This is a genomic window from Azospirillum sp. TSO5 (assembly GCF_003116065.1).
Classification (GTDB): domain Bacteria; phylum Pseudomonadota; class Alphaproteobacteria; order Azospirillales; family Azospirillaceae; genus Azospirillum.
The window spans coordinates 18,792-36,755 of the sequence record NZ_LGQY01000009.1 but is presented as its reverse complement, the minus strand read 5'-3'; the positions used below and the strand labels follow the sequence as shown (position 1 = coordinate 36,755).

Genomic DNA, 17,964 nt, shown 5'->3' with positions numbered 1-17,964 from the left:
GCGCGGGCGTAGCTCAGGGGTAGAGCACAACCTTGCCAAGGTTGGGGTCGAGGGTTCGAATCCCTTCGCCCGCTCCAGTTTTATCCGGTCTTTGCACCGGAGCATGCGATCTCAAAAGGCCGGACCTTCGGGTGCCGGCCTTTCGCATTTCTGCTCAGTGACTAGAGTGCGCTTTGACAGTCCGCTCTCCGGACTGCACCTCATCCCGGGCGCGACGGTGCCGTCCGTGAGCCGAGGCCCGGACGGACGGCACGCGGTCACTGCATGGATTTCTAATGCTGGGGGGAAAGCACCCGGGCGCCCTGCCGGGCATCCGCCCAGTCGCGCGCGGTCGTCGGGCGGCCGTCGGCGTCGATCAGGCCGCGGGTGAACAACTCCTCGGCGTGACGGATGAAGAAGGCGGCGGTGCTCGGCCGCTCCCAATGCTCCATCCAGTTCTGTTCCAGGAAGGCCAGGATTCCCGGCTGGCCCAGTTCGACCTCCCACAGCACGCCGAGCAGGGAGGTCTGCTGCTCCTCATGCATGCAGTCCTCGAAGCACAGGCGCTTGTCGGCGCGTGCTTCCTTGCGGGCGGTGGTCTCCGGGCCAGGGCCGAGGCCGTAGTCGATCAGCGTCCGCCGCTCCGGCGCAGCGCACAGCCAGTGCGCCACCTCATGCACGATCACCGTCGCCTCGACATCGGTGCGGATCACCTTGCCGTCCCACATGAAGGAGCGGCTGGGCGGTTCGTCCAGCGTATCGATGCCGTGGGCATGGGCCAGCCGCACCGCGTCGGCCCGGTGGGCCGGCGTATCGACACCGCCGCCCGGCTCGTCCGCCGGCCGTACGGGCCAGGTCGCGGCGATCCGGCGGAAGGCGGCCTGCGCTTGGGCATGGCCGTCCAGATGGGTGTCGAAGGCGGCGATGGCCTTCGGCATGTCGTCGATGGCGATGGGGGTCAGGATCATCGCGCCTATGTGCCCAAGGGGGCAGCGTGGCGCAAGGGGAAAGTAACCGGACAAAGGAGCAGGGCTGTCCGCCAGAAGAAGGGCGCCGGCAAGCCCCGGTCCATTCGGGCCCTGCCGGCGCCATAACTGTCACCGCAGCGCTGAAGATCGGTACCGTTTCTTACGCGGCGCGCATTTCGGCAAGGAAGCGCGACACGAAGCCGCGCAGGTCGGTTGCCTCGTGATTCAGCCCGTCGGCGGCGGTCAGCACTTCGCGCGAGGCGTCGCCGGTGGAGGCGGCGGCTTCCGACACGCCGGCGATGTTGCCGGACACCTGCTGCGTGCCGCGCGCCGCCTGCTGGACGTTGCGGCTGATCTCCTTGGTGGCTGTGCCCTGTTCCTCCACCGCGGCGGCGATGGTGGTGGAGATATGGCTGATCTCCGCGATCACCCGGCCGATTTCGGCGATGGCGCCGGCGGCCTGCCGGCTGATCTCCTGAATCCCGGCGATCTGGCTGCCGATCTCCTCCGTCGCCTTGGCCGTCTGGCTGGCGAGGTTCTTGACCTCCGATGCCACCACGGCGAAGCCCTTGCCCGCCTCGCCGGCGCGCGCCGCCTCGATGGTGGCGTTCAGCGCGAGAAGGTTGGTCTGGCTGGCGATGTCGGTGATCAACTGCACCACCTCGCCGATGCGCTGGGCGGCATCGACCAGACCGCGGACGGTGCCGTCGGTCTTCTCGGCGGTGGCGACCGCCTGTCCGGCGATGCGGGTGCTCTCCGCCACCTGCCGGCCGATCTCGGCGATGGAGGCGGTCAGTTCCTCCGTCGCGGCGGCCACCGTCTCCACATTGCCGGTCGCTTCATTGGATGCGCTGGCGACCGCATCGGCCTGCCGGGTGGTCTGCTCCGCGGTGGCCGACATGGTCTGGGCGGTCGCCTGCAGCTGAGTCGCCGCCGCCGACACCCGGCCCAGCGCCGCCAGCACCAGCCGGTCGAACTCCTGGGTCAGCCGGTCGATGCGTTCGCCGCGGCCACGTTGCGCCGCATGGTCGGCGCGCTGGGCTTCGGCCAGCCGGTCGCTCTCGATCAGACTGTCCTTGAACACCTGCAGGGCCGTCGCCATGCCGCCGATCTCGTCGGCGCGGTCCAGGCCGGGGATGTCGACGCTGCGGTCGCCGCCGGCCAGCCGGGTCATGCGGTCGGTCATTGCCACCACCGGCCGCGACAGGCCACGGCCGATCAGCAGCGCCGTCGCTAGCCCGAGGACCACGGCAATCAGCGAGGCAAGCACCATCCCGCCGCGCGCCTTGTCGAGGAAGGCGCCGGTCGCCATGCCTAGCTCCTTCTGGTGGCCGACGCTGGCTTCCGTCAGCTGTTCCGCCTCTTTGGCGATGGAATCGCCGACGGGGGTCAGCACCTCGTTGACCAGCCGGTCGCGCTCGGTCGTGGCCTTCACCACGGTATTGAAGCCGCTGATGTAGACGCGCAGCATGGCGGTGTAGGACATCGCCATTTTGCGGCGGTCCAGATCGGTCAGCTTCGCCATCATCGCGCCGCCGCGGCTGGCGGCATCAGTGAACTGAGACCGGGTCTGGCTGGCCAGCGCCGGAGAGCCGTCGACATTGTAGCGCGTCGCAGAGATGCGGGCCGCCAGCATGTGGCGCAGCGCCATGCCCGCCAGATAGGCGGCATCGGTGTCGCCCGCCGCGCTGGCGCTGTCCATGATGCCGTCCAGCGCGGTTTCCAGCCGCGGCCCGATCTCGTCCAGATCCGCAATGGCCTTGCTGCGCTGGTCCTGGAAATCCATGGTGGCGGAGAAGGCCTCCCTATACTGGGCGATCTCCTGCGCCATATGGTCGGCGGTCTGCAGCAGGGCGGGGTCGGTGAACAGGGCGCGGGCCTTGTTGATGGTCTGTGCCGCCTCCTCCGCGGTGCGGCGGACAGTGGCGCCGACCTCCGCATCGCCGGTCAGCAGGAAGCGGGTAGCCTGCTGGCGCATCTCCAGCATCAGGGCCTGGATGCGTCCCAGCTCGTTGGTCTGCTGACCGAGCCGCCGGTAGGTGTCCACGGCGCCGCCGGCCTCCGACAGGGCCGCAATGCCGATACCGCCGATCAGCACCAGGAACACCAGGATGCCGGCGCTGGCCGCGGTGATCTTGCTTCCTACGGAAAAGCGATTGAAAAGGCTCATGGTCGAGACCTCCGTCGGCACAGGGACGTTGCCCAACGCTTGTTCGGGGACGACCCGAAAAGGTCAGGCATTGCGACCTGTTTCAGAAAGCGTGCCACAGACGCCGTTATGGTGCGGTTGTGTGAGCCGGTAACCGGAGAGACCCATGGATGACGTAGGGGAAAGCGGTCGTTCCGCCGCAGTGGAATAAACGGCAACGGCGGATGTTTGCCTGTTTCGTCGGACCGCGGCTGGCCGGCGCCCGGACGCTTTCACGGGCGGACAGGCCATTTTTTGTGCCGTGGCGGTCACAGGAGAGGCATTTTGAACATCTCCCCGTATCGTGATATATGCCGAAGGGCGCAGCGGCCGACCGGGGTCGTCGCCGATCCCTTCATCTCCCGGTCCCTGACGCTTTGACCCGACGGCTGGCCATGTCCATTCCCGACGCGCCCCTTTCCGCGGCCTCCCCGGAGGTCCGCACCGCTCCCGTCCGCCCTGAGGGCGAGGTCGTTCCATCGGCGAACCGGCCTCCCGCGAACAGGTCGGGGCGCCCGCGACGCGGCTGCCTGTCGGTCGTCATCCCCTTCTACAACGAGGGGCCGAACATCGAGGCCCTGTTCGCCCGGCTGGTCCCGGTGCTGGACGGGCTGGACATGGATTGGGAGGTGGTCTGTGTCAACGACGGCAGCCGCGACGACACCATCGACCGGCTGCTGGACGTCCATGACCGCGAAGCGCGGGTGAAGGTGGTTGATCTGTCGCGCAATTTCGGCAAGGAACTGGCGCTGTCCGCCGGCCTGAGCCACACCACCGGCGACGCCGTGGTGCCGATGGACGCCGACCTGCAGCATCCGCCGGAACTGCTGCCATCCTTCATCGCCAAATGGCGCGAGGGGTTCGACGTGGTGGTGGCGGTGCGCCATGCCCGCGTCGGCCAGAGCCTGAAACACCGGCTGTTCGCCCGCCTGTTCTACTGGGTCTTCGACCATCTGTCGGAGATCAAGCTGCCGCGCGAGGTCGGCGATTTCCGCCTGATGGACCGCCGTGTCGTCGAGGTCATCAACCGGATGCCGGAGCGCACGCGCTTCATGAAGGGCATCTTCGCCTGGGTCGGCTTCCGTCAGGCCGCGATCCCCTATGAACAGGGGGAGCGCGCCGGCGGCGACACCAAATGGGGCTTCGTCAAGCTGCTGCGCCTGTCCTTCGACGGGCTGACCGCCTTCTCCACCTTCCCCCTGCGGGTGTGGAGCCTGGTCGGGATGGCGGTGTCGGGCGTCGCCTTCGTCTATATCCTGATCCGCCTGATCCGCACGCTGGTCCACGGCATCGACGTGCCGGGCTATGAATCGCTGCTGGTCGCGGTGCTGTTTTTGGGCGGCATCCAGCTGATCACGCTGGGCATCATCGGCGACTATCTCGGCCGTGTCTTCGCCGAGGTGAAGGGGCGACCGCTGTTCATCGTGCGATCGGCCCACGGCTTCGGCCCGGCGGATGGCCGGGATGAGCATGAGTTCGATCCCGTCGGCGGAACGGTGGGACGGGAGCCGCGCCGATGAGCGTCGAGACCGGCCTGCACGGCGACGGGGATGCCGTTGGCGGCACCGCCTCCTCCACCCGCCGCCCCGGCGTGGCGACGGCCGCGCCGTCCACCAACGGCGCCGCCGGCGTCGTGCTGCCGCGCGGCGAGGCGGCCCTGTGGGACGGGCTGTCGCGTGCGCTTCTGCTCGGCCTGCTGATCCTCGCGGCACTGACCTTCCTCAGCTACGGCATCAGCACGGACGAGGAGGTGCAGCACATCTACGGCAAGAAGCTGCTGTCCTACTATCTCAGCGGCTTCCAGGACCGGTCGGCCTTCCATTTCAAGGATCTGGCCTATTACGGCGGGCTTTTCGACCTCGTCACCGCCGTGATCGTGCCCTTCTCTCCCTTCGAGGAGTATGAGACGCGGCACCTGCTCTGCGCGCTGGTCGGCGTGCTGGGCATCGCCGGCACTTGGCGCTACACCCGGCTGCTGGCCGGTCCGCGCGCCGGCTTCATCGCCGCGGCTCTGCTGTCGCTGAGCGGTGTCTATTACGGCGCCATGTTCAACAACACCAAGGACGTGCCCTTCGCGGCCGGCATGGTGTGGACGCTCTATTTCGCCACCCGCATCCTGAAGCAGATGCCGCGGCCGAGCCGCAGTGCGGTGCTGAAGTTCGGGCTGGTGCTGGGCCTGACGCTGGCGATCCGTGTCGGCGCGGTGTTGGCCGGATTCTATCTGGCGGTCGCCATGGCTTTGCATTTCGCGCTGGTGACGCAGCAGGAGGGCCGGCGCTGGGCGCTGGTCGATGCGCGGCGCGCCTTCCTGTCGCTGTGGCCGGCAATTCCCGTCGCCTATGTCATCATGGCGGTGTTCTGGCCCTGGGTGGTGCAGCGGCCGTTCCGCAACCCGCTGGAGGCCCTGCGCGTCGTCTCCCATTTCCCCATCGACATCCAGACGCTGTTCATGGGCGAGCTGGTCCATTCCAACGCGCCGCCCGCGCTGTACCTGCCGGTCTATCTGGCGGTGAAGCTGCCGGAGGCGGTGGTGATCGGCGTCGGGGTGGCGGTGGTGATGGCGGCGGTCTGGCTGGCGCGCGGCGGCTGGCGACGGACCGGCGCCTTCACGGTCGTCCGCTACACGCCGCTGGTTCTGGCGGGCTTCCTGCCGATCCTGCTGTTCGTGCTGATGCGGCCGTCGGTCTACAACGGCATCCGCCATTTCCTGTTCCTGGCCCCGCCCATGGTCGTCATGGCCGCCATCGCCGCCGACCGGCTGTGGAGCCTGTGCCAGCGCGGCGGCCGGGCGCTTGGGCAGACCTTCGCCGCGGCGATGACCGTGGTCGGCGTGGTGTACGCGTGGCAGCTGGGCGCCATGCACCCGAACCAGTACGTGTACTACAACCAGTTCGTCGGAGGCGTACGGGGCGCCGACGGCAAGTTCGAGCTGGACTACTGGGGCAACTCGCTGCACGAGGCGCTGCAGGAACTGATCGAGTATGTCGAGCGCGAGAATGACGGCCACGCGCCACCGCGCCAGTACACGCTGACCGTCTGCGGCAACACGCTGGCGGTGCGGTTCGAACTGCCGCCCTGGCTGCGTCTGGTGAACGGGATCGAGCCGGACTGGCGCAAGGCCGACTTCTTCCTGGCCTTCACCCAGGTGAAGCGCTGTCCGTCGCTGCTGGACGGCCATCCGATCCTGGAGATCGCGGCCGACGACGTTCCGCTGTCCATCGTCAAGGACCGCCGCCCGCCCAGGGCCGACATTCCCACCGAATAACCATCCCCGCTCTGCCAAGCCCGACCGGTTGGGCGGTGGCGGGGCGGTTGGGGAGTACCCCGGCGGCTCCCGCCCCGTCTTTCGCCGCATCGCCCTTCGCGGACCTGTCCGCCTGCCGTACGTCCGCCCACTCTCTCCGTACTCTCGATTGAGGCCGGGCGGAGGCGGGGATGCGGCGCAGGCTGCTCTGGGGCGTTTTGTGTCTGCTGCTGTGGAGCGTTCCGCTCGGCCCGACCGGGGCCATCGGCCTGGACCGGATTTCCGACCGGTTGGTGGACGACCTGACCCGCGCGGTGGAGGACCGCCGGCCGCCGGCCGGTGACGGCAGTCTGGTTGTCGGCGTGATCCGCGACGGCCGGACGCTGGTGATCGGGCGCGGCGATGCCGGCCGCCCGGACGGTGGGCCGCCCGATGGGCGCACCCTGTTCCAGATCGCCTCTCTGACCAAGCCCTTCACCGGCACCATCATGGCGGAGCTGATGCGGGAGGGCCGGGTCGATCCCGCCGATCCGCTGCAGCACCATCTGCGCCGCGTCGGCCCGGTGCCGGTCGCCCATGTGCCGGAGTATGAGGGCCGGCCGATCCGGCTGCGCGACCTCGCCACCCACACGGCCGGTCTGCCCAACGTGCCGGAAACTCCGCGTTTCTCGTGGAGCCGGCTGGAGGACCCCCGCAATCCCTACAAGCCGCTGTCGCGCGGCGAACTGGCGCTTTGGCTGTCCGGCTATCACCTGCCGGTGCCGCCGGGTGTGCGCTTCAGCTATTCCAATGCCGGCATGTCGGTTCTGGGGGAGGCGCTGTCGGCGGCGGCCGGCCAGCCTTACGAGACCCTGCTGAAGCGGGTGGTGACCGACCGTTTCGGGATGCGCGACACCACCCTGCATCCGACCGCCGAGCAGCGGGCGCGCAAGGCCGTCGGCCATGCCCGCGGCCGGGTCGTTCCGGATTGGGAGGCGCCGGCGATGCTGCCCGCCTTCGGCCTCTACTCCTCGGCCGACGATCTGCTGCGCTGGCTGTCCGCCAATCTCGGTGACTGCCCGGCGGGTGCGGCTGCCGGGCCGGACGGCCATGGCTGTGCCCCGCCGGTGGCGGCCACCCTGGCGCTGGCGCAGTCGGTGCAGGTGGACGGCCGGTCGCTGGCCGAGCCGGGAAGCCTGGGAAGCGGGGCGATGGCGCTCGGCTGGTTCGTCGCCTGGGCCACGGACGGCACGCCGATCCATTGGCATTCCGGCTCCACCGGCGGCTTCAATGCCTATATCGCCTTCTCGAAGGCGCACCGCTGGGGCGTCGTGGCGCTGACCAACAGCGACCCCGATCAGGTCACCGCCGACCATGTGGTCATCGACCTCGTCCGCCGCCTGGAAGCGCGGCCGGAGGTGGCGAGCCTGCCCTGAGGGCCGAAATCGATCAGTGCAGGCGGCGCGGCGGCTTGGCCGGAATCTCGACGTCGGCGCGGGCGTGGGCAATGGGGCCGGCCTGATGATGGGCAAGGCGCCAGCTGCCCTTTTCGCGGGCGAACAGGTTGGTGGCGGCCAGCACGGCGTCGCCCAGCGTTTCCTCGCAGACCACCAGGGCGGTGTCGCCATGCAGGGTCACGCGCTCGTTCCGCGCCTCGACGACGATGCCGCTGGGCGTGCGCAGCACGTCCCGCCAGCTGGTCAGCACGGCGTCGCGCCCGAACAGGGCGGTCCAGCCGGGATGGATGCAGGAGACGGGCAGCGTTTCCGCCCACAGGGCTTCCATCGCGGCGGAGTCGCGATTGGTGAAGGCCCGGTAGAAGGCTTGGTTCAGGGCCAGCAGTGTGTCGCGGTCGGTCATGGCGTTCATCCGGGCGATGGTTCCGGGAGGACGGACAGTGCACGGCCCTGGGGCCGCCACCGCGACCGCTTGTAAAGAAGCCATCCCGCATGGGCAAGCACCGGTCCGGACGGTTCCGGGCCGGTGCTGTGACAATAAACGCTGAAAACCGGATCAGGCGGTCAGGTTGACGCCCTGCGGCTTTGCGGACGTGCCGGCCGTTGCAGCGGTCGCCGCACCGTCCGCCGAGCCGCCCTTCCCGGTCGACAGCCCTGCAATCGGCGTGGACAGGTCGAGGGTCAGGTGGGTGACGCCGTCCTTCGACGTGGTCGGTTTCAGCACCGCCAGCCCCTTCATCCCATCGCCGCCGCCGCTCTTGGCGGCCATGTCGTTCAGCTTGCCGAGGATGTCCTTGATCTCATCCTCGCTGAAACCTTCGGAGCGGACGATCATGCCGGTGGATTTGCCGGTGGCGGTGGTGGTCATGCCGGTGGCGCTCAGCGCCATGTCACCGCCCTTGCCCAGCGACGCCTGCAGACGTTGGTCGTCGCGGCGGAAGTCCAGGGTCGATTTCGCGAAGGAAATCTTGACGCTGCGATCGCCGTCCTGGATTTCCAGGTCGATCCCGTGCGACTCGATCGACCATTGCGACTGGGTGGCCTGCATGTCCACCGACACATCGCTGAGGTTCATGCCGTCGAGCTTGGACTTCAGGCCGTCGCCGAACCCCTTCACGGCATCGTCGATGCGGTTCTGCGGAACGCCCAGGGCGCTCAGCGTATCGCCCAGCCCCTGCTTCAGCGCGTCGATGCCCTTGCCGAACATGCCGGCCAGACCCTTGCCGTGGTCCAGCGCCGACTGCATCAGCGATTGCGCCTGCTTGGCGCGATCCACGCCGCTGTTGGCCGAGGCCAGCCCGCCGCCGCCGCCCCCCGCCGCCTGGGCGCCGCCTTTGCCGGTCATGCTGTCCAGCAGCGATTCCATCGACTGGCTGATGGTGTAGGCCGGCGACTGTGTCTTCTTGTCGCCGTCCACCGGTTTCGCGTCCGATTTGGCCAGCCCGTCCTTCGCCGTGCCAGCCGTCTTTGACGAACCGTTCTGCACAGCCGTGGACAGCACCGACGGTTTGCCGTTCGGGCCGCTGAGCTCCGCGTAGTACATGGATGCCCCCGCATCGCGTTGTTTGTGCGCAAGAGGAAGCATGGCGCCGGCAACCTTTACCATTTCTTAATTTCGCGATTTTCTTTCAATAATTGAAATAAATTCGTTACCTTACTAATTGATCGCGACTGTGGAACTTCATCCCATGTCTTACCGCCATTTGTTCCGCCTGCGTGATGATCTGCGACGAGCGGCGGCTTTCGCCGCAGGTGAGGCGCTGCTACCCTTGCCGGAAAAGGACCCGCCAGAAGGAAGCCGACCATCATGACCGATCGCCTGTCCATCGCGCTCGCCCAGATCAACCCGACCGCGGGCGACCTCACTGCGAATGCCGGCCTGATCCGTGCCGCGCGGGCGCAGGCCGCGGCCCGCGGCGCCGACCTCGTCATCTGTCCCGCCGGCGCGTTGTCCGGCGCCCCGCTTCTCGACTTGGCGGCGCTTCCCGCCTTCCTCGACGCGGTGGAGGAGACGGTGCGGGTGCTGGCGGACGTCACCGCCGACGGCGGCCCCGCCCTGCTGGTCGCCGCCCCCTGGCGGGAGGGCAAGGGGCGTCACAATGCCGCTTTGCTGCTGGACGGCGGCAAGCTCGCCGCCGTTCGTTTCCAGGCCGTAACGGATGCGGGCGAGATCGGTGCACCGGAGGAGGACCGTTTCGATAGCGGTCCGATGCCCGGCCCGATCAATATCCGCGGGGTGCGGATCGGCTTGCTGATCGGCGGCGATCTGGTGACCGGCGACGTGGCGGAGACCCTGGCGGAGAGCGGGGCCGAACTTCTGGTCGCGATGCTGGCCGGCCCCTTCGCCCCTGGCCGCGCCGATGAACGGGTGCAGGCCGCCGTCGCGCGGGTGGTGGAAGGCGGATTGCCTCTCGTTGCGGTGAATCTCGTCGGGGGGCAGGAGGAGCGGGTGTTCGATGGCGGCAGCTTCGCGCTCGCCCCAGGTGGCCGGCTGGTCGCCCAGGCTCCGCTGTTCGCCGAACATCTGCTGCTGACCCGGTGGGAACGCGGAGCCGACGACGGCTGGGACAGTTCCGAGGCCGAAACGATTGCTCCGGCCGAGGGGACGGAGGCGCTTTACACGGCGCTGATGCTGGGCCTGCACGATGCCGTAACGAAAAGCGGCGCGCCGGGCGTGGTGGTCGGGCTGACCGGCGGGCTGGACTCGGCGCTGGTCGCGGCGCTGGCGGTCGACGCGCTGGGGCCGGAGCGGGTACTCGCCGTGCGGGCTCCGCTGCCGGCCGGCGAGGCAGGGGCCTCGGCCGATGGCCTGGCCGATAGCTTGGCCGATACGGCGGAGATCGTCGAGTTGCTGGGCTGCCGCCTGGACAATGTCGCGCTGGCACCGGTGCTCAAAGCCGCCGACTCGCTGCTGGCCCCGGCCTTTGCCGGGCGCGAGTCGGCCGCGGCGGCCGACCGGCTGCATGCCCGCCTGCGGGGCGCGACCCTGGCGGTGTTGGCGGAGCGGATGGGCGCCCTGCTGCTGTCGACCGCGGACCGGACTGACCGGCTTCTCGGCCTTGCGATGGATGAGGCGGGCTGCGGCTATGCAGTGCTGTCCGACATGCCGAAGACCGCGGTTCTGGAACTGGCGCGCTGGCGCAATGCCAACCAGCCGGCGGGATCGCGCGGCCCGGCGGGGCGGGTGGTTCCGGAACGGGTGCTGGCGCGCCGGCTGAAGGCCGAAACTCCGGCCGGACTGCCGCCGGTGGAGGCGCTGGACGATCTGCTGGCCGGCCTGCTCGACGGCGGGCTGTCGCCGGCCGACCTTGCCGGGCGTGGCCATGCGGCGGAGACGGTGGAGACGGTCTGGCGGCTGGTGGTGCAGGCGGAAGCGGGGCGCCGCAGGGCTCCGCCGGGGCCGCGGATTTCCCGCCGGTCGGTCGCGCGGCTGCGTCGCTTTCCGATTGCCGGCGGCTTCATCGACTTGATGTAGTGCGGGGGGGGGAAGGGGGAGCAGTCCCCCTTCCCCCCTTCGCATCCGCGCCGGCTTCAGCCGCGCGTCAGCTTGATGATCGTGGCGATCATGCCGAAGGTCCACAGCACGGCCGGCAGCACCACCCAGGTCGGATGGAAGATGATTGCCAGCGGCATGATGAAAATCAGCAGCATCGCCGGAAAGACGAAGAGGGGCGAATTTCCCCAATTGCTCAGCAACCCAGCCGGGTTCTCGTCTTCACCGAGATAAGCATCGGCGGTAACCGCTTGGTCCGTCATCTCTATCACCCAAGTTTTTTGTGGTTATTCCCTGTCCCGCACTGCAGCAGGACACGGGTTCATACGCCACGATGCTTTGGATGACCAGAGCCCAGCCTTGGCCGCTGCTTTCGACTTTGGTCGAAGGTTTGGGGGCGAAGGCCAGGGGAGTTCACGCCGCTTCGGTCAGCGCCAATTGCGGACGGCGCAGGCTGGACTGAATGGTGAAGGGGGCGCGGACGCCGCCGTTGAACAGTTCGGCGCATTCCAGGGCCTTCAGCACGCGCTCTTCCGGCGGCTGGCCGATGGTGGACGCCAGCGAACCCAGCGCATAGTCCGACCCGCAGCCGATGGCGTGGTAGCCGCGCACCGCCTCCCCGACCTGATAGTCGGACTGCACGGTGAACAGCCGGCCTTCCAGCCCGACCATGAAGGTGCCGCCGGTCTCCACATCGTTGGAGCGGTGGGCGTAACCGCCATCCTTCAGGCAGTTGCGCACCGCATCGACGAAGTCCACGACCATATAGCGGAACAGGTCGGCGTCGTGCTCACGCGGCGGAACCTCCAGCCGGTAATGCAGCAGCTGGCCCATGCGGAAGGAACTGGTGAAGCCGATCAGGCTGTCGCCATTGCGGAACACCTTGGTGTCGGCGCGCACCGTGATGTCCAGGCCGTTCACTCCGGCGCTGTCACCACCCATCCACACCCGGTCGCCGTCCACCAATCCCACAATGCAGGTCATCGTCAACCCTCGCCTGATAGAAAAGAAGCTGAGGCAAAGGGTGTGGGAAGGCGGTTAATGAATTATTGCTCAGCTTTGTGACATTGCTGGTGACAAAGGAGGTATCGCTACCCCCTTCGTCCACCATTTTCACTTGGTCACTTCACCAGATCGACCAGAGCCTTGACAGTATTCTCAGCGCCCTCGGCGATCTGGGCAAGATTGGCGTCCAGCATGTAGCAGGGCGAGGTGACGACCTTCAGGCCGCGGTCGACCACGACCTCGCCATGGCTGGTGGTGCGGTGGACGGCGCCCATCGACTCCAGCGCGGCGGCGGTGCCGGGATCGCTGCCGATGGTCAGTTCGACGCTCTGCTGGCCCAGGATCTTGGCGAGGATGGCCGGCGCGATGCACAGCGCGCCGATCGGCTTGCCGGCCGCGCGCATGGCGGCGACCGCGGCCACCACCTGCGGGTTGACCGAGCAGTCGGCGCCCTTGAAGGCGAAGTCGCTGAGATTCTTGGCGGCGCCGAAACCGCCGGGGAAAATCAGCGCATCGACGTCGCCGGCCGAGAACTCGCTGAGCGCGGTGATCTTGCCGCGGGCGATACGGGCCGATTCGACCAGCACATTGCGGCTCTCACCGGTCTCCTGGCCGGTCAGGTGGTTGACGACATGGGCCTGCGGAATGTCGGGGGCGTAGCACACCGCAACCGCGCCCATTTTGGCGATGGCCAGCAGGGTGCAGACCGCCTCGTGGATTTCCGCACCGTCATACACGCCGCAGCCCGACAGCACGACGCCGATGCGCAAGCTTTTCTCTGCCATGGAAACTCTCCGGGGGTTGGCTTTGCCGCCACGCTACCCCAGGAGTCTTGCCTTCACCTAACGCTCCCTTCGGGCAGCCGGGGCCAGGAGCCGGAGCCGGGAGCCGGCGAAAGCTCCGAACGCTGTCCGGAGCTTTCGCGGGACGGCATCAGCCCTTGATGAACGCCAGCAGATCCCGGTTGATGATGTCGGCGTGGGTGGAGGCCATGCCGTGCGGGAGGCCCGGATAGACCTTCAATGTCCCTTTCCGCAGCAGCTTGACCGCCAGCAGGGCGGAATCGGCGACGGGCACGATCTGGTCATCGTCGCCGTGCATCACCAGGACCGGAATGTCGATCTTCTTCAGATCCTCGGTGAAGTCGGTTTCGGAGAATGCCTTGATGCAATCATAGTGAGCCTTGGCTCCGCCCATCATGCCCTGCCGCCACCAATTGTCGATCAAACCCTGCGAAACCTTCGCGCCGTCACGGTTGAAGCCATAGAAGGGGCCGGAGGGGATGTCGCGGAAGAACTGCGCGCGGTTGGCGGCCAGTGCGGCGCGGAAGCCGTCGAACACCTCCAGCGGCAGGCCGCCGGGATTGGCCGCGGTCTTCAGCATGATCGGCGTCACCGCTCCGATCAGCACGGCTTTCGCCACCCGCCCATTGCCGCCATGCCGCGCGACATAGCGGGCCACTTCGCCGCCGCCGGTCGAATGACCGATGTGGATGGCGTTCTTCAGGCCGAGATGGGCGGCCAGGGTGGCGACATCGTCGGCGTAGGTGTCCATGTCGTTGCCGGTGGCGGTCTGCGTCGACCGGCCATGACCACGCCGGTCATGGGCGATGACCCGGAAGCCCTGCGACACGAAATACAGCATCTGGGCATCCCAGTCGTCCGAAGACAGCGGCCAGCCATGATGGAAGACGATCGGCTGACCCGATCCCCAGTCCTTGTAGAAAATCTGCGTGCCGTCCTTTGCCGTGACCGTGCCGCTGCCCATCCTCTTCGCGCCCGATGCGGACGCCGTGGTCGATTGGGCCGCCTGGGCGGTCTGGACGAAGGGCAGGGCGGCGGCGGTGGCGGAAAGGCCCAGGCCAGCAGTCAGCATGCCGCGCCGCGAGGCGCCGGTCTTCAACGAGGTCATGTCGATCTCCCGGGGAAAGATTTTGCGATATCGTTTATCGCGATAAGCAAATCCCTACACCTCAGGCTGGGGCTTGTCCAGACAAATCGTTATCGCGATATCTATCCCGGTGGTAAGAATGCCGGACCCGATCAGTCAGGAGGACGCCCCTTGTCCGCACCGTCCGAAAATTCCCCCCCGGTCCCGTACCGCGTTCCGTTGGACGACCAGCTCTGCTTCGCCCTCTATATGACCAGCATGGCCATCACCCGCACCTACAAGCCGATGCTGGACGCCATGGGAATCACATATCCGCAGTACCTCATCCTGAATGTGCTGGGGGAGGCGGATGGCGCGACCGTCGGAGCGATCGCCGAAAGGCTGGCGCTGGAATCCAGCACGGTCACGCCGCCGGTGAAGCGGCTGGAGCAGGCGGGGTTGGTCGAACGGCGGCGCAGCCGGATGGATGAACGGCAGGTTCAGGTCTGGCTGACCGATGCCGGCCGCGCGATGGTGGATGAAAGCGCCTGCCTGAGCCGGACGCTGGTAGAGCGGTCGGGGATGGATCTGGCGCAGATCGGTTCGCTGAACCGTCAGGTGCGGTCGCTGCTCCGGGCGCTGGGCGATTGGGACGAGGCGGCGCCGGTCGACCCTGCCGCGCCGGGCGCCGGGGAACGCCCCTGAGCCTGCATCCGGGAGTGCGGACCGCTTTCGGAAGGCGCACCGGCCGTGCTAGGACTGCCCGCCTGTCCCGTCCGCAACCCGAGTCCAGCCATGTCCACCGCCGTCCGTTTCGCCCCCAGCCCGACCGGCCGCATCCATGTCGGCAATGTGCGCCTCGCGCTCGTCAACTGGCTGTTCGCGCGCAAGACCGGCGGCAGCTTCATGTTCCGGCTGGACGACACCGACGAGGAACGCTCCACCCAGGAGTTCGCCGACGCCATCGCCGCCGATCTGACGTGGCTTGGCTTGAGCTGGGATCGTTTCGCCCGCGAAAGCGACCGCTATCCGCGCTATGACGAGGCGGCTGCGGCGCTGAAGGCGGCCGGCCGGCTCTATCCCTGCTACGAGACGCCGGAGGAGCTGAACCTCAAGCGCGCCAGTCTGGTGTCGCAGGGCCGCCCCCCGATCTACGACCGCGCCGCCCTGCGCCTGACCGACGAGGATCGCGCGCGGCTGGAAGGGGAGGGGCGCAAGCCCCATTGGCGCTTCAAGCTGAACCCGACTCCGGTGGAATGGACCGATCTGGTCCGCGGGCCGGTGCGGTTCGAGGGCACGGCGCTGAGCGACCCTGTGCTGATCCGCGAGGATGGCCGGCCGCTCTACACCCTGACCAGCGTGGTCGACGACGCCGATTTCGCCATCACCCACATCATCCGCGGCGAGGACCATGTCGCCAACACCGCGGTGCAGATCCAGATCTTTGAAGCCCTGGGCGAGGCGCTGGGTGCCGCGGTGCCGTCCTTCGCCCATCTGCCGCTGCTGACCGATGCCGGCGGGCAGGGGCTGTCGAAGCGGCTGGGCAGCCTGTCGGTCGGCAGCCTGCGCGACGAGGACGGCATCGAGCCGATGGCGGTCAACAGCCTGTTGGCGAAGCTCGGCACCTCCGATCCCATCGAGGCGCGGTTGACGCTCGACGAGCTGGTGGCGGAATTCGACTTGTCGAAGATCGCCCGCGGCACGCCGAAGTTCGATCCGGACGAACTGGGCCGGCTGAACGCCCGCATCCTGCACTTGACGCCCTTCGAGGCGGTGGCCTCCCGGCTGGAAGGTCTCGGCCTGACCGGCGCCGACTCCGCCTTCTGGGAGGCGGTGCGGCCCAATCTGGCGCGGCTGAGCGACGCACGCGACTGGTGGGCGGTGACCCATGCGCCGGTGACGCCGGTGGTGGAGGATGCCGCTTTCCTGGCCCAGGCGGCGGCGCTGCTGCCCGACGAGCCGTGGGACCTCGGCACCTGGGGCGCCTGGACCGCTGCGGTGAAGGGGGCGACGGGGCGCAAGGGCAAGGATCTCTTCCTTCCTCTGCGCCGGGCGCTGACCGGGCGCGACCATGGACCGGAATTGAAGAACCTGCTACCCCTGATCGGACGGGCGCGCAGCCTCCGGCGACTGGCCGGCGAAACCGCCTGACACCCATATTTATTCAGGAGTTCGGACCGTGCCGTTGGACCTCTACAACACGCTGACCCGCCGTAAGGAGCGCTTCGAGCCGCTTCGCCCGGACCATGTCGGCATGTATGTCTGTGGTCCGACCGTCTACGATACCGCCCACATCGGCAACGCCCGGCCGGTGGTGGTGTTCGACCTGCTGTTCCGGCTGCTGTCACGGCTCTATCCGGCGGTGACCTATGTCCGCAACATCACCGATGTGGACGACAAGATCATCGACCGCGCGCGGGACAGCGGCGAGCCGATCGACGCGCTGACCGCGCGCACCACCGACCTGTTCCATGCCGACATGGACGCGCTGAACGCCCTGCGCCCGACCATCGAGCCGCGGGCGACCCAGCATATCGGCCAGATGATCGCGCTGATCGCCACGCTGATCGAACGCGGCAACGCCTATGCCGCGGAAGGGCATGTGCTGTTCTCGGTGCCGTCGATGCCCAGCTATGGCCAGCTGTCCCGCCGGTCGTTGGATGACATGATCGCCGGCGCGCGGGTGGAGGTGGCTCCCTACAAGCGCGATACCTCCGACTTCGTGCTGTGGAAGCCCAGCGCGCCCGACCAGCCCGGCTGGGACAGCCCGTGGGGCCGCGGCCGTCCGGGCTGGCATATCGAATGCTCCGCCATGGCGAAGGAGCATCTGGGCGTGACCTTCGACATCCATGGCGGCGGGCTGGACCTCATCTTCCCGCACCATGAGAACGAGATCGCGCAGAGCTGCTGCGCCAATGGCACCGACCGGCTGGCCCGCACCTGGGTCCATAACGGCTTCGTGACGGTCGAAGGCGAGAAGATGTCGAAGTCGCTCGGCAACTTCTTCACCGTTCACGACCTGCTGGACGAGTTCCCCGGCGAGGCGATCCGCCTGACCCTGCTGAGCGCGCATTATCGCCAGCCGCTGGACTTCACCCGCGAGGGCATCCGGCAGGCCAAGGGTGCGCTCGACCGCTGGTATCAGGCCTTGCGTGGCGAACCAGTGCCGATGGCGGCCGAGCTGCCCTTCGACGTGCTGGCGGCGCTGGAGGACGACCTGAACAGCCCGCTTGCCATCGCACATCTGCACGAGCTGGCAACCGCGGTGAACAAGGCGAAGAGCGACGCTGAGAAGGCTGCGGCCAAGGGTGCCCTGCTGGCGGCCGGCCAGCAGCTCGGCCTGTTGCAGCAGGACCCGGAGGCGTGGTTCCGCTGGGCACCGGCCGGCGGCGGTGCCGAAGGGCTGAGCGATGCCGACGTCGAGCAGCTGATCGCCGACCGCAAGGCCGCCCGCGCGGGGAAGAACTTCGCCGAGGCCGACCGTATCCGCAAGGAACTGGCCGACAAGGGAATCGTGCTGGAAGACGGTCCGCAGGGCACGACATGGAAGCGTGGGTGAGGTGCGTGAAGCTTGCTCCCTCTCCCGTCCCGGGAGAGGGAAGGGGCCCGCCGCGAAGCGGTGGGAAGGGTGAGGGGTAAGGCAAGGATCAGGACTCCATGTCCGGAATGCCCCTCACCCTCCCCACTTCGTGGGTCCCCTCCCTCTCCCGGGGCGGGAGAGGGCATTATGCCTCACCGATTGTCTCCAATCCCGCAACAAACCTTCATCAACTCCGCTGATT

Annotated in this window: 16 protein-coding genes and 1 tRNA gene; 8 read left to right on the top strand and 9 right to left on the bottom strand. The window is 68.0% G+C overall.

The features are described 5' to 3' along the window. Positions 1-2: 2 nt before the first annotated feature. Positions 3-77, top strand: a tRNA-Gly gene (locus TSO5_RS02540). Positions 78-272: 195 nt separating this feature from the next. Here the strand turns inward: TSO5_RS02540 and TSO5_RS02535 are convergent. Beyond that, the gene (locus tag TSO5_RS02535; RefSeq protein ID WP_109150096.1) at positions 273-947 is read right to left on the bottom strand and encodes an elongation factor P hydroxylase; all 675 of its coding nucleotides are present in this window, start codon (positions 945-947) and stop codon (positions 273-275) included. A 160-nt stretch (positions 948-1,107) separates the two neighbouring features. Further along, complete coding sequence (locus TSO5_RS02530; protein WP_109150095.1) at positions 1,108-3,117, bottom strand: methyl-accepting chemotaxis protein; 2,010 nt, start codon at positions 3,115-3,117, stop codon at positions 1,108-1,110. A gap of 413 nt (positions 3,118-3,530) precedes the next feature. On the opposite strand from TSO5_RS02530, the gene TSO5_RS02525 reads away from it, so the two are divergent. The 3 genes from TSO5_RS02525 (at position 3,531) to TSO5_RS02515 (ending at position 7,794) form a co-directional block, all read left to right on the top strand. Continuing rightward, entirely contained in the window at positions 3,531-4,655 is a 1,125-nt protein-coding gene (locus tag TSO5_RS02525) for a glycosyltransferase (RefSeq protein ID WP_109150094.1), read from the top strand. Continuing rightward, entirely contained in the window at positions 4,652-6,400 is a 1,749-nt protein-coding gene (locus TSO5_RS02520; RefSeq protein ID WP_109150093.1) for a glycosyltransferase family 39 protein, read from the top strand. The genes TSO5_RS02525 and TSO5_RS02520 overlap by 4 nt, the downstream gene beginning before the upstream one ends. Before the next feature lie 170 nt (positions 6,401-6,570). Beyond that, on the top strand, positions 6,571-7,794 hold the full coding sequence (locus TSO5_RS02515) for a serine hydrolase (protein ID WP_109150092.1): 1,224 nt from the start codon (positions 6,571-6,573) through the stop codon (positions 7,792-7,794). Between the two features lie 13 nt (positions 7,795-7,807). On the opposite strand, the gene TSO5_RS02510 is transcribed toward TSO5_RS02515, so the two are convergent. The 3 genes from TSO5_RS02510 to TSO5_RS32085 form a co-directional block, all read right to left on the bottom strand. After that, entirely contained in the window at positions 7,808-8,218 is a 411-nt protein-coding gene (locus tag TSO5_RS02510) for a nuclear transport factor 2 family protein (protein ID WP_247870554.1), read from the bottom strand. 153 nt (positions 8,219-8,371) lie between these two features. Continuing rightward, positions 8,372-9,358, bottom strand: a complete 987-nt coding sequence (locus tag TSO5_RS02505) for a hypothetical protein (protein ID WP_109150090.1) — start codon at positions 9,356-9,358, stop codon at positions 8,372-8,374. Positions 9,359-9,414: 56 nt separating this feature from the next. Continuing rightward, positions 9,415-9,624, bottom strand: coding sequence for a hypothetical protein (locus TSO5_RS32085; RefSeq protein WP_146203659.1), 210 nt, complete (start codon positions 9,622-9,624; stop codon positions 9,415-9,417). On the opposite strand from TSO5_RS32085, the gene nadE reads away from it, so the two are divergent. Next, complete coding sequence (nadE, locus tag TSO5_RS02500; RefSeq protein ID WP_109150089.1) at positions 9,623-11,290, top strand: NAD(+) synthase; 1,668 nt, start codon at positions 9,623-9,625, stop codon at positions 11,288-11,290. The two genes, TSO5_RS32085 and nadE, sit on opposite strands and share 2 nt — an antisense overlap. Before the next feature lie 56 nt (positions 11,291-11,346). On the opposite strand, the gene TSO5_RS02495 is transcribed toward nadE, so the two are convergent. The 4 genes from TSO5_RS02495 to TSO5_RS02480 all read right to left on the bottom strand — a co-directional run bounded on the left by TSO5_RS02495 (position 11,347) and on the right by TSO5_RS02480 (position 14,080). After that, a complete protein-coding gene (locus tag TSO5_RS02495) occupies positions 11,347-11,571 on the bottom strand; it encodes a hypothetical protein (RefSeq protein ID WP_109075611.1) in 225 nt (74 codons plus the stop codon). A gap of 151 nt (positions 11,572-11,722) precedes the next feature. Further along, positions 11,723-12,292 (bottom strand): hypothetical protein, encoded by a 570-nt coding sequence (locus TSO5_RS02490; protein ID WP_109075612.1) that lies wholly within the window; start codon positions 12,290-12,292, stop codon positions 11,723-11,725. A gap of 137 nt (positions 12,293-12,429) precedes the next feature. Then, positions 12,430-13,098 carry an isoprenoid biosynthesis glyoxalase ElbB gene (gene elbB / locus TSO5_RS02485; RefSeq protein WP_109075613.1) on the bottom strand — a complete coding sequence of 223 codons (669 nt, stop codon included), beginning with the start codon at positions 13,096-13,098 and terminating at the stop codon, positions 12,430-12,432. A gap of 148 nt (positions 13,099-13,246) precedes the next feature. Continuing rightward, positions 13,247-14,080: an alpha/beta hydrolase gene (locus tag TSO5_RS02480; RefSeq protein WP_109150101.1), complete on the bottom strand. Its 834-nt coding sequence runs from the start codon at positions 14,078-14,080 to the stop codon at positions 13,247-13,249. A gap of 294 nt (positions 14,081-14,374) precedes the next feature. Between TSO5_RS02480 and TSO5_RS02475 the strand changes: the two genes are divergently transcribed. From TSO5_RS02475 to cysS, 3 genes are all read left to right on the top strand, one after another. After that, the gene (locus TSO5_RS02475) at positions 14,375-14,887 is read left to right on the top strand and encodes a MarR family transcriptional regulator (protein WP_247870553.1); all 513 of its coding nucleotides are present in this window, start codon (positions 14,375-14,377) and stop codon (positions 14,885-14,887) included. A 90-nt stretch (positions 14,888-14,977) separates the two neighbouring features. Next, on the top strand, positions 14,978-16,333 hold the full coding sequence (gene gltX, locus TSO5_RS02470; RefSeq protein ID WP_109150088.1) for a glutamate--tRNA ligase: 1,356 nt from the start codon (positions 14,978-14,980) through the stop codon (positions 16,331-16,333). Positions 16,334-16,361: 28 nt separating this feature from the next. After that, the gene (gene cysS / locus TSO5_RS02465; protein WP_109150087.1) at positions 16,362-17,741 is read left to right on the top strand and encodes a cysteine--tRNA ligase; all 1,380 of its coding nucleotides are present in this window, start codon (positions 16,362-16,364) and stop codon (positions 17,739-17,741) included. Positions 17,742-17,964: the final 223 nt, after the last annotated feature.

What these genes read in the sequence shown, in the direction of transcription:
- TSO5_RS02535 (WP_109150096.1), bottom strand. Translation starts at nt 947, where the DNA reads ATGATCCTGACCCCCATCGCCATCGACGACATGCCGAAGGCCATCGCC.
- TSO5_RS02530 (WP_109150095.1), bottom strand. Translation starts at nt 3,117, where the DNA reads ATGAGCCTTTTCAATCGCTTTTCCGTAGGAAGCAAGATCACCGCGGCC.
- TSO5_RS02525 (WP_109150094.1), top strand. Translation starts at nt 3,531, where the DNA reads ATGTCCATTCCCGACGCGCCCCTTTCCGCGGCCTCCCCGGAGGTCCGC.
- TSO5_RS02520 (WP_109150093.1), top strand. Translation starts at nt 4,652, where the DNA reads ATGAGCGTCGAGACCGGCCTGCACGGCGACGGGGATGCCGTTGGCGGC.
- TSO5_RS02515 (WP_109150092.1), top strand. Translation starts at nt 6,571, where the DNA reads ATGCGGCGCAGGCTGCTCTGGGGCGTTTTGTGTCTGCTGCTGTGGAGC.
- TSO5_RS02510 (WP_247870554.1), bottom strand. Translation starts at nt 8,218, where the DNA reads ATGACCGACCGCGACACACTGCTGGCCCTGAACCAAGCCTTCTACCGG.
- TSO5_RS02505 (WP_109150090.1), bottom strand. Translation starts at nt 9,358, where the DNA reads ATGTACTACGCGGAGCTCAGCGGCCCGAACGGCAAACCGTCGGTGCTG.
- nadE (WP_109150089.1), top strand. Translation starts at nt 9,623, where the DNA reads ATGACCGATCGCCTGTCCATCGCGCTCGCCCAGATCAACCCGACCGCG.
- TSO5_RS32085 (WP_146203659.1), bottom strand. Translation starts at nt 9,624, where the DNA reads ATGATGGTCGGCTTCCTTCTGGCGGGTCCTTTTCCGGCAAGGGTAGCA.
- TSO5_RS02495 (WP_109075611.1), bottom strand. Translation starts at nt 11,571, where the DNA reads ATGACGGACCAAGCGGTTACCGCCGATGCTTATCTCGGTGAAGACGAG.
- TSO5_RS02490 (WP_109075612.1), bottom strand. Translation starts at nt 12,292, where the DNA reads ATGACCTGCATTGTGGGATTGGTGGACGGCGACCGGGTGTGGATGGGT.
- elbB (WP_109075613.1), bottom strand. Translation starts at nt 13,098, where the DNA reads ATGGCAGAGAAAAGCTTGCGCATCGGCGTCGTGCTGTCGGGCTGCGGC.
- TSO5_RS02480 (WP_109150101.1), bottom strand. Translation starts at nt 14,080, where the DNA reads ATGGGCAGCGGCACGGTCACGGCAAAGGACGGCACGCAGATTTTCTAC.
- gltX (WP_109150088.1), top strand. Translation starts at nt 14,978, where the DNA reads ATGTCCACCGCCGTCCGTTTCGCCCCCAGCCCGACCGGCCGCATCCAT.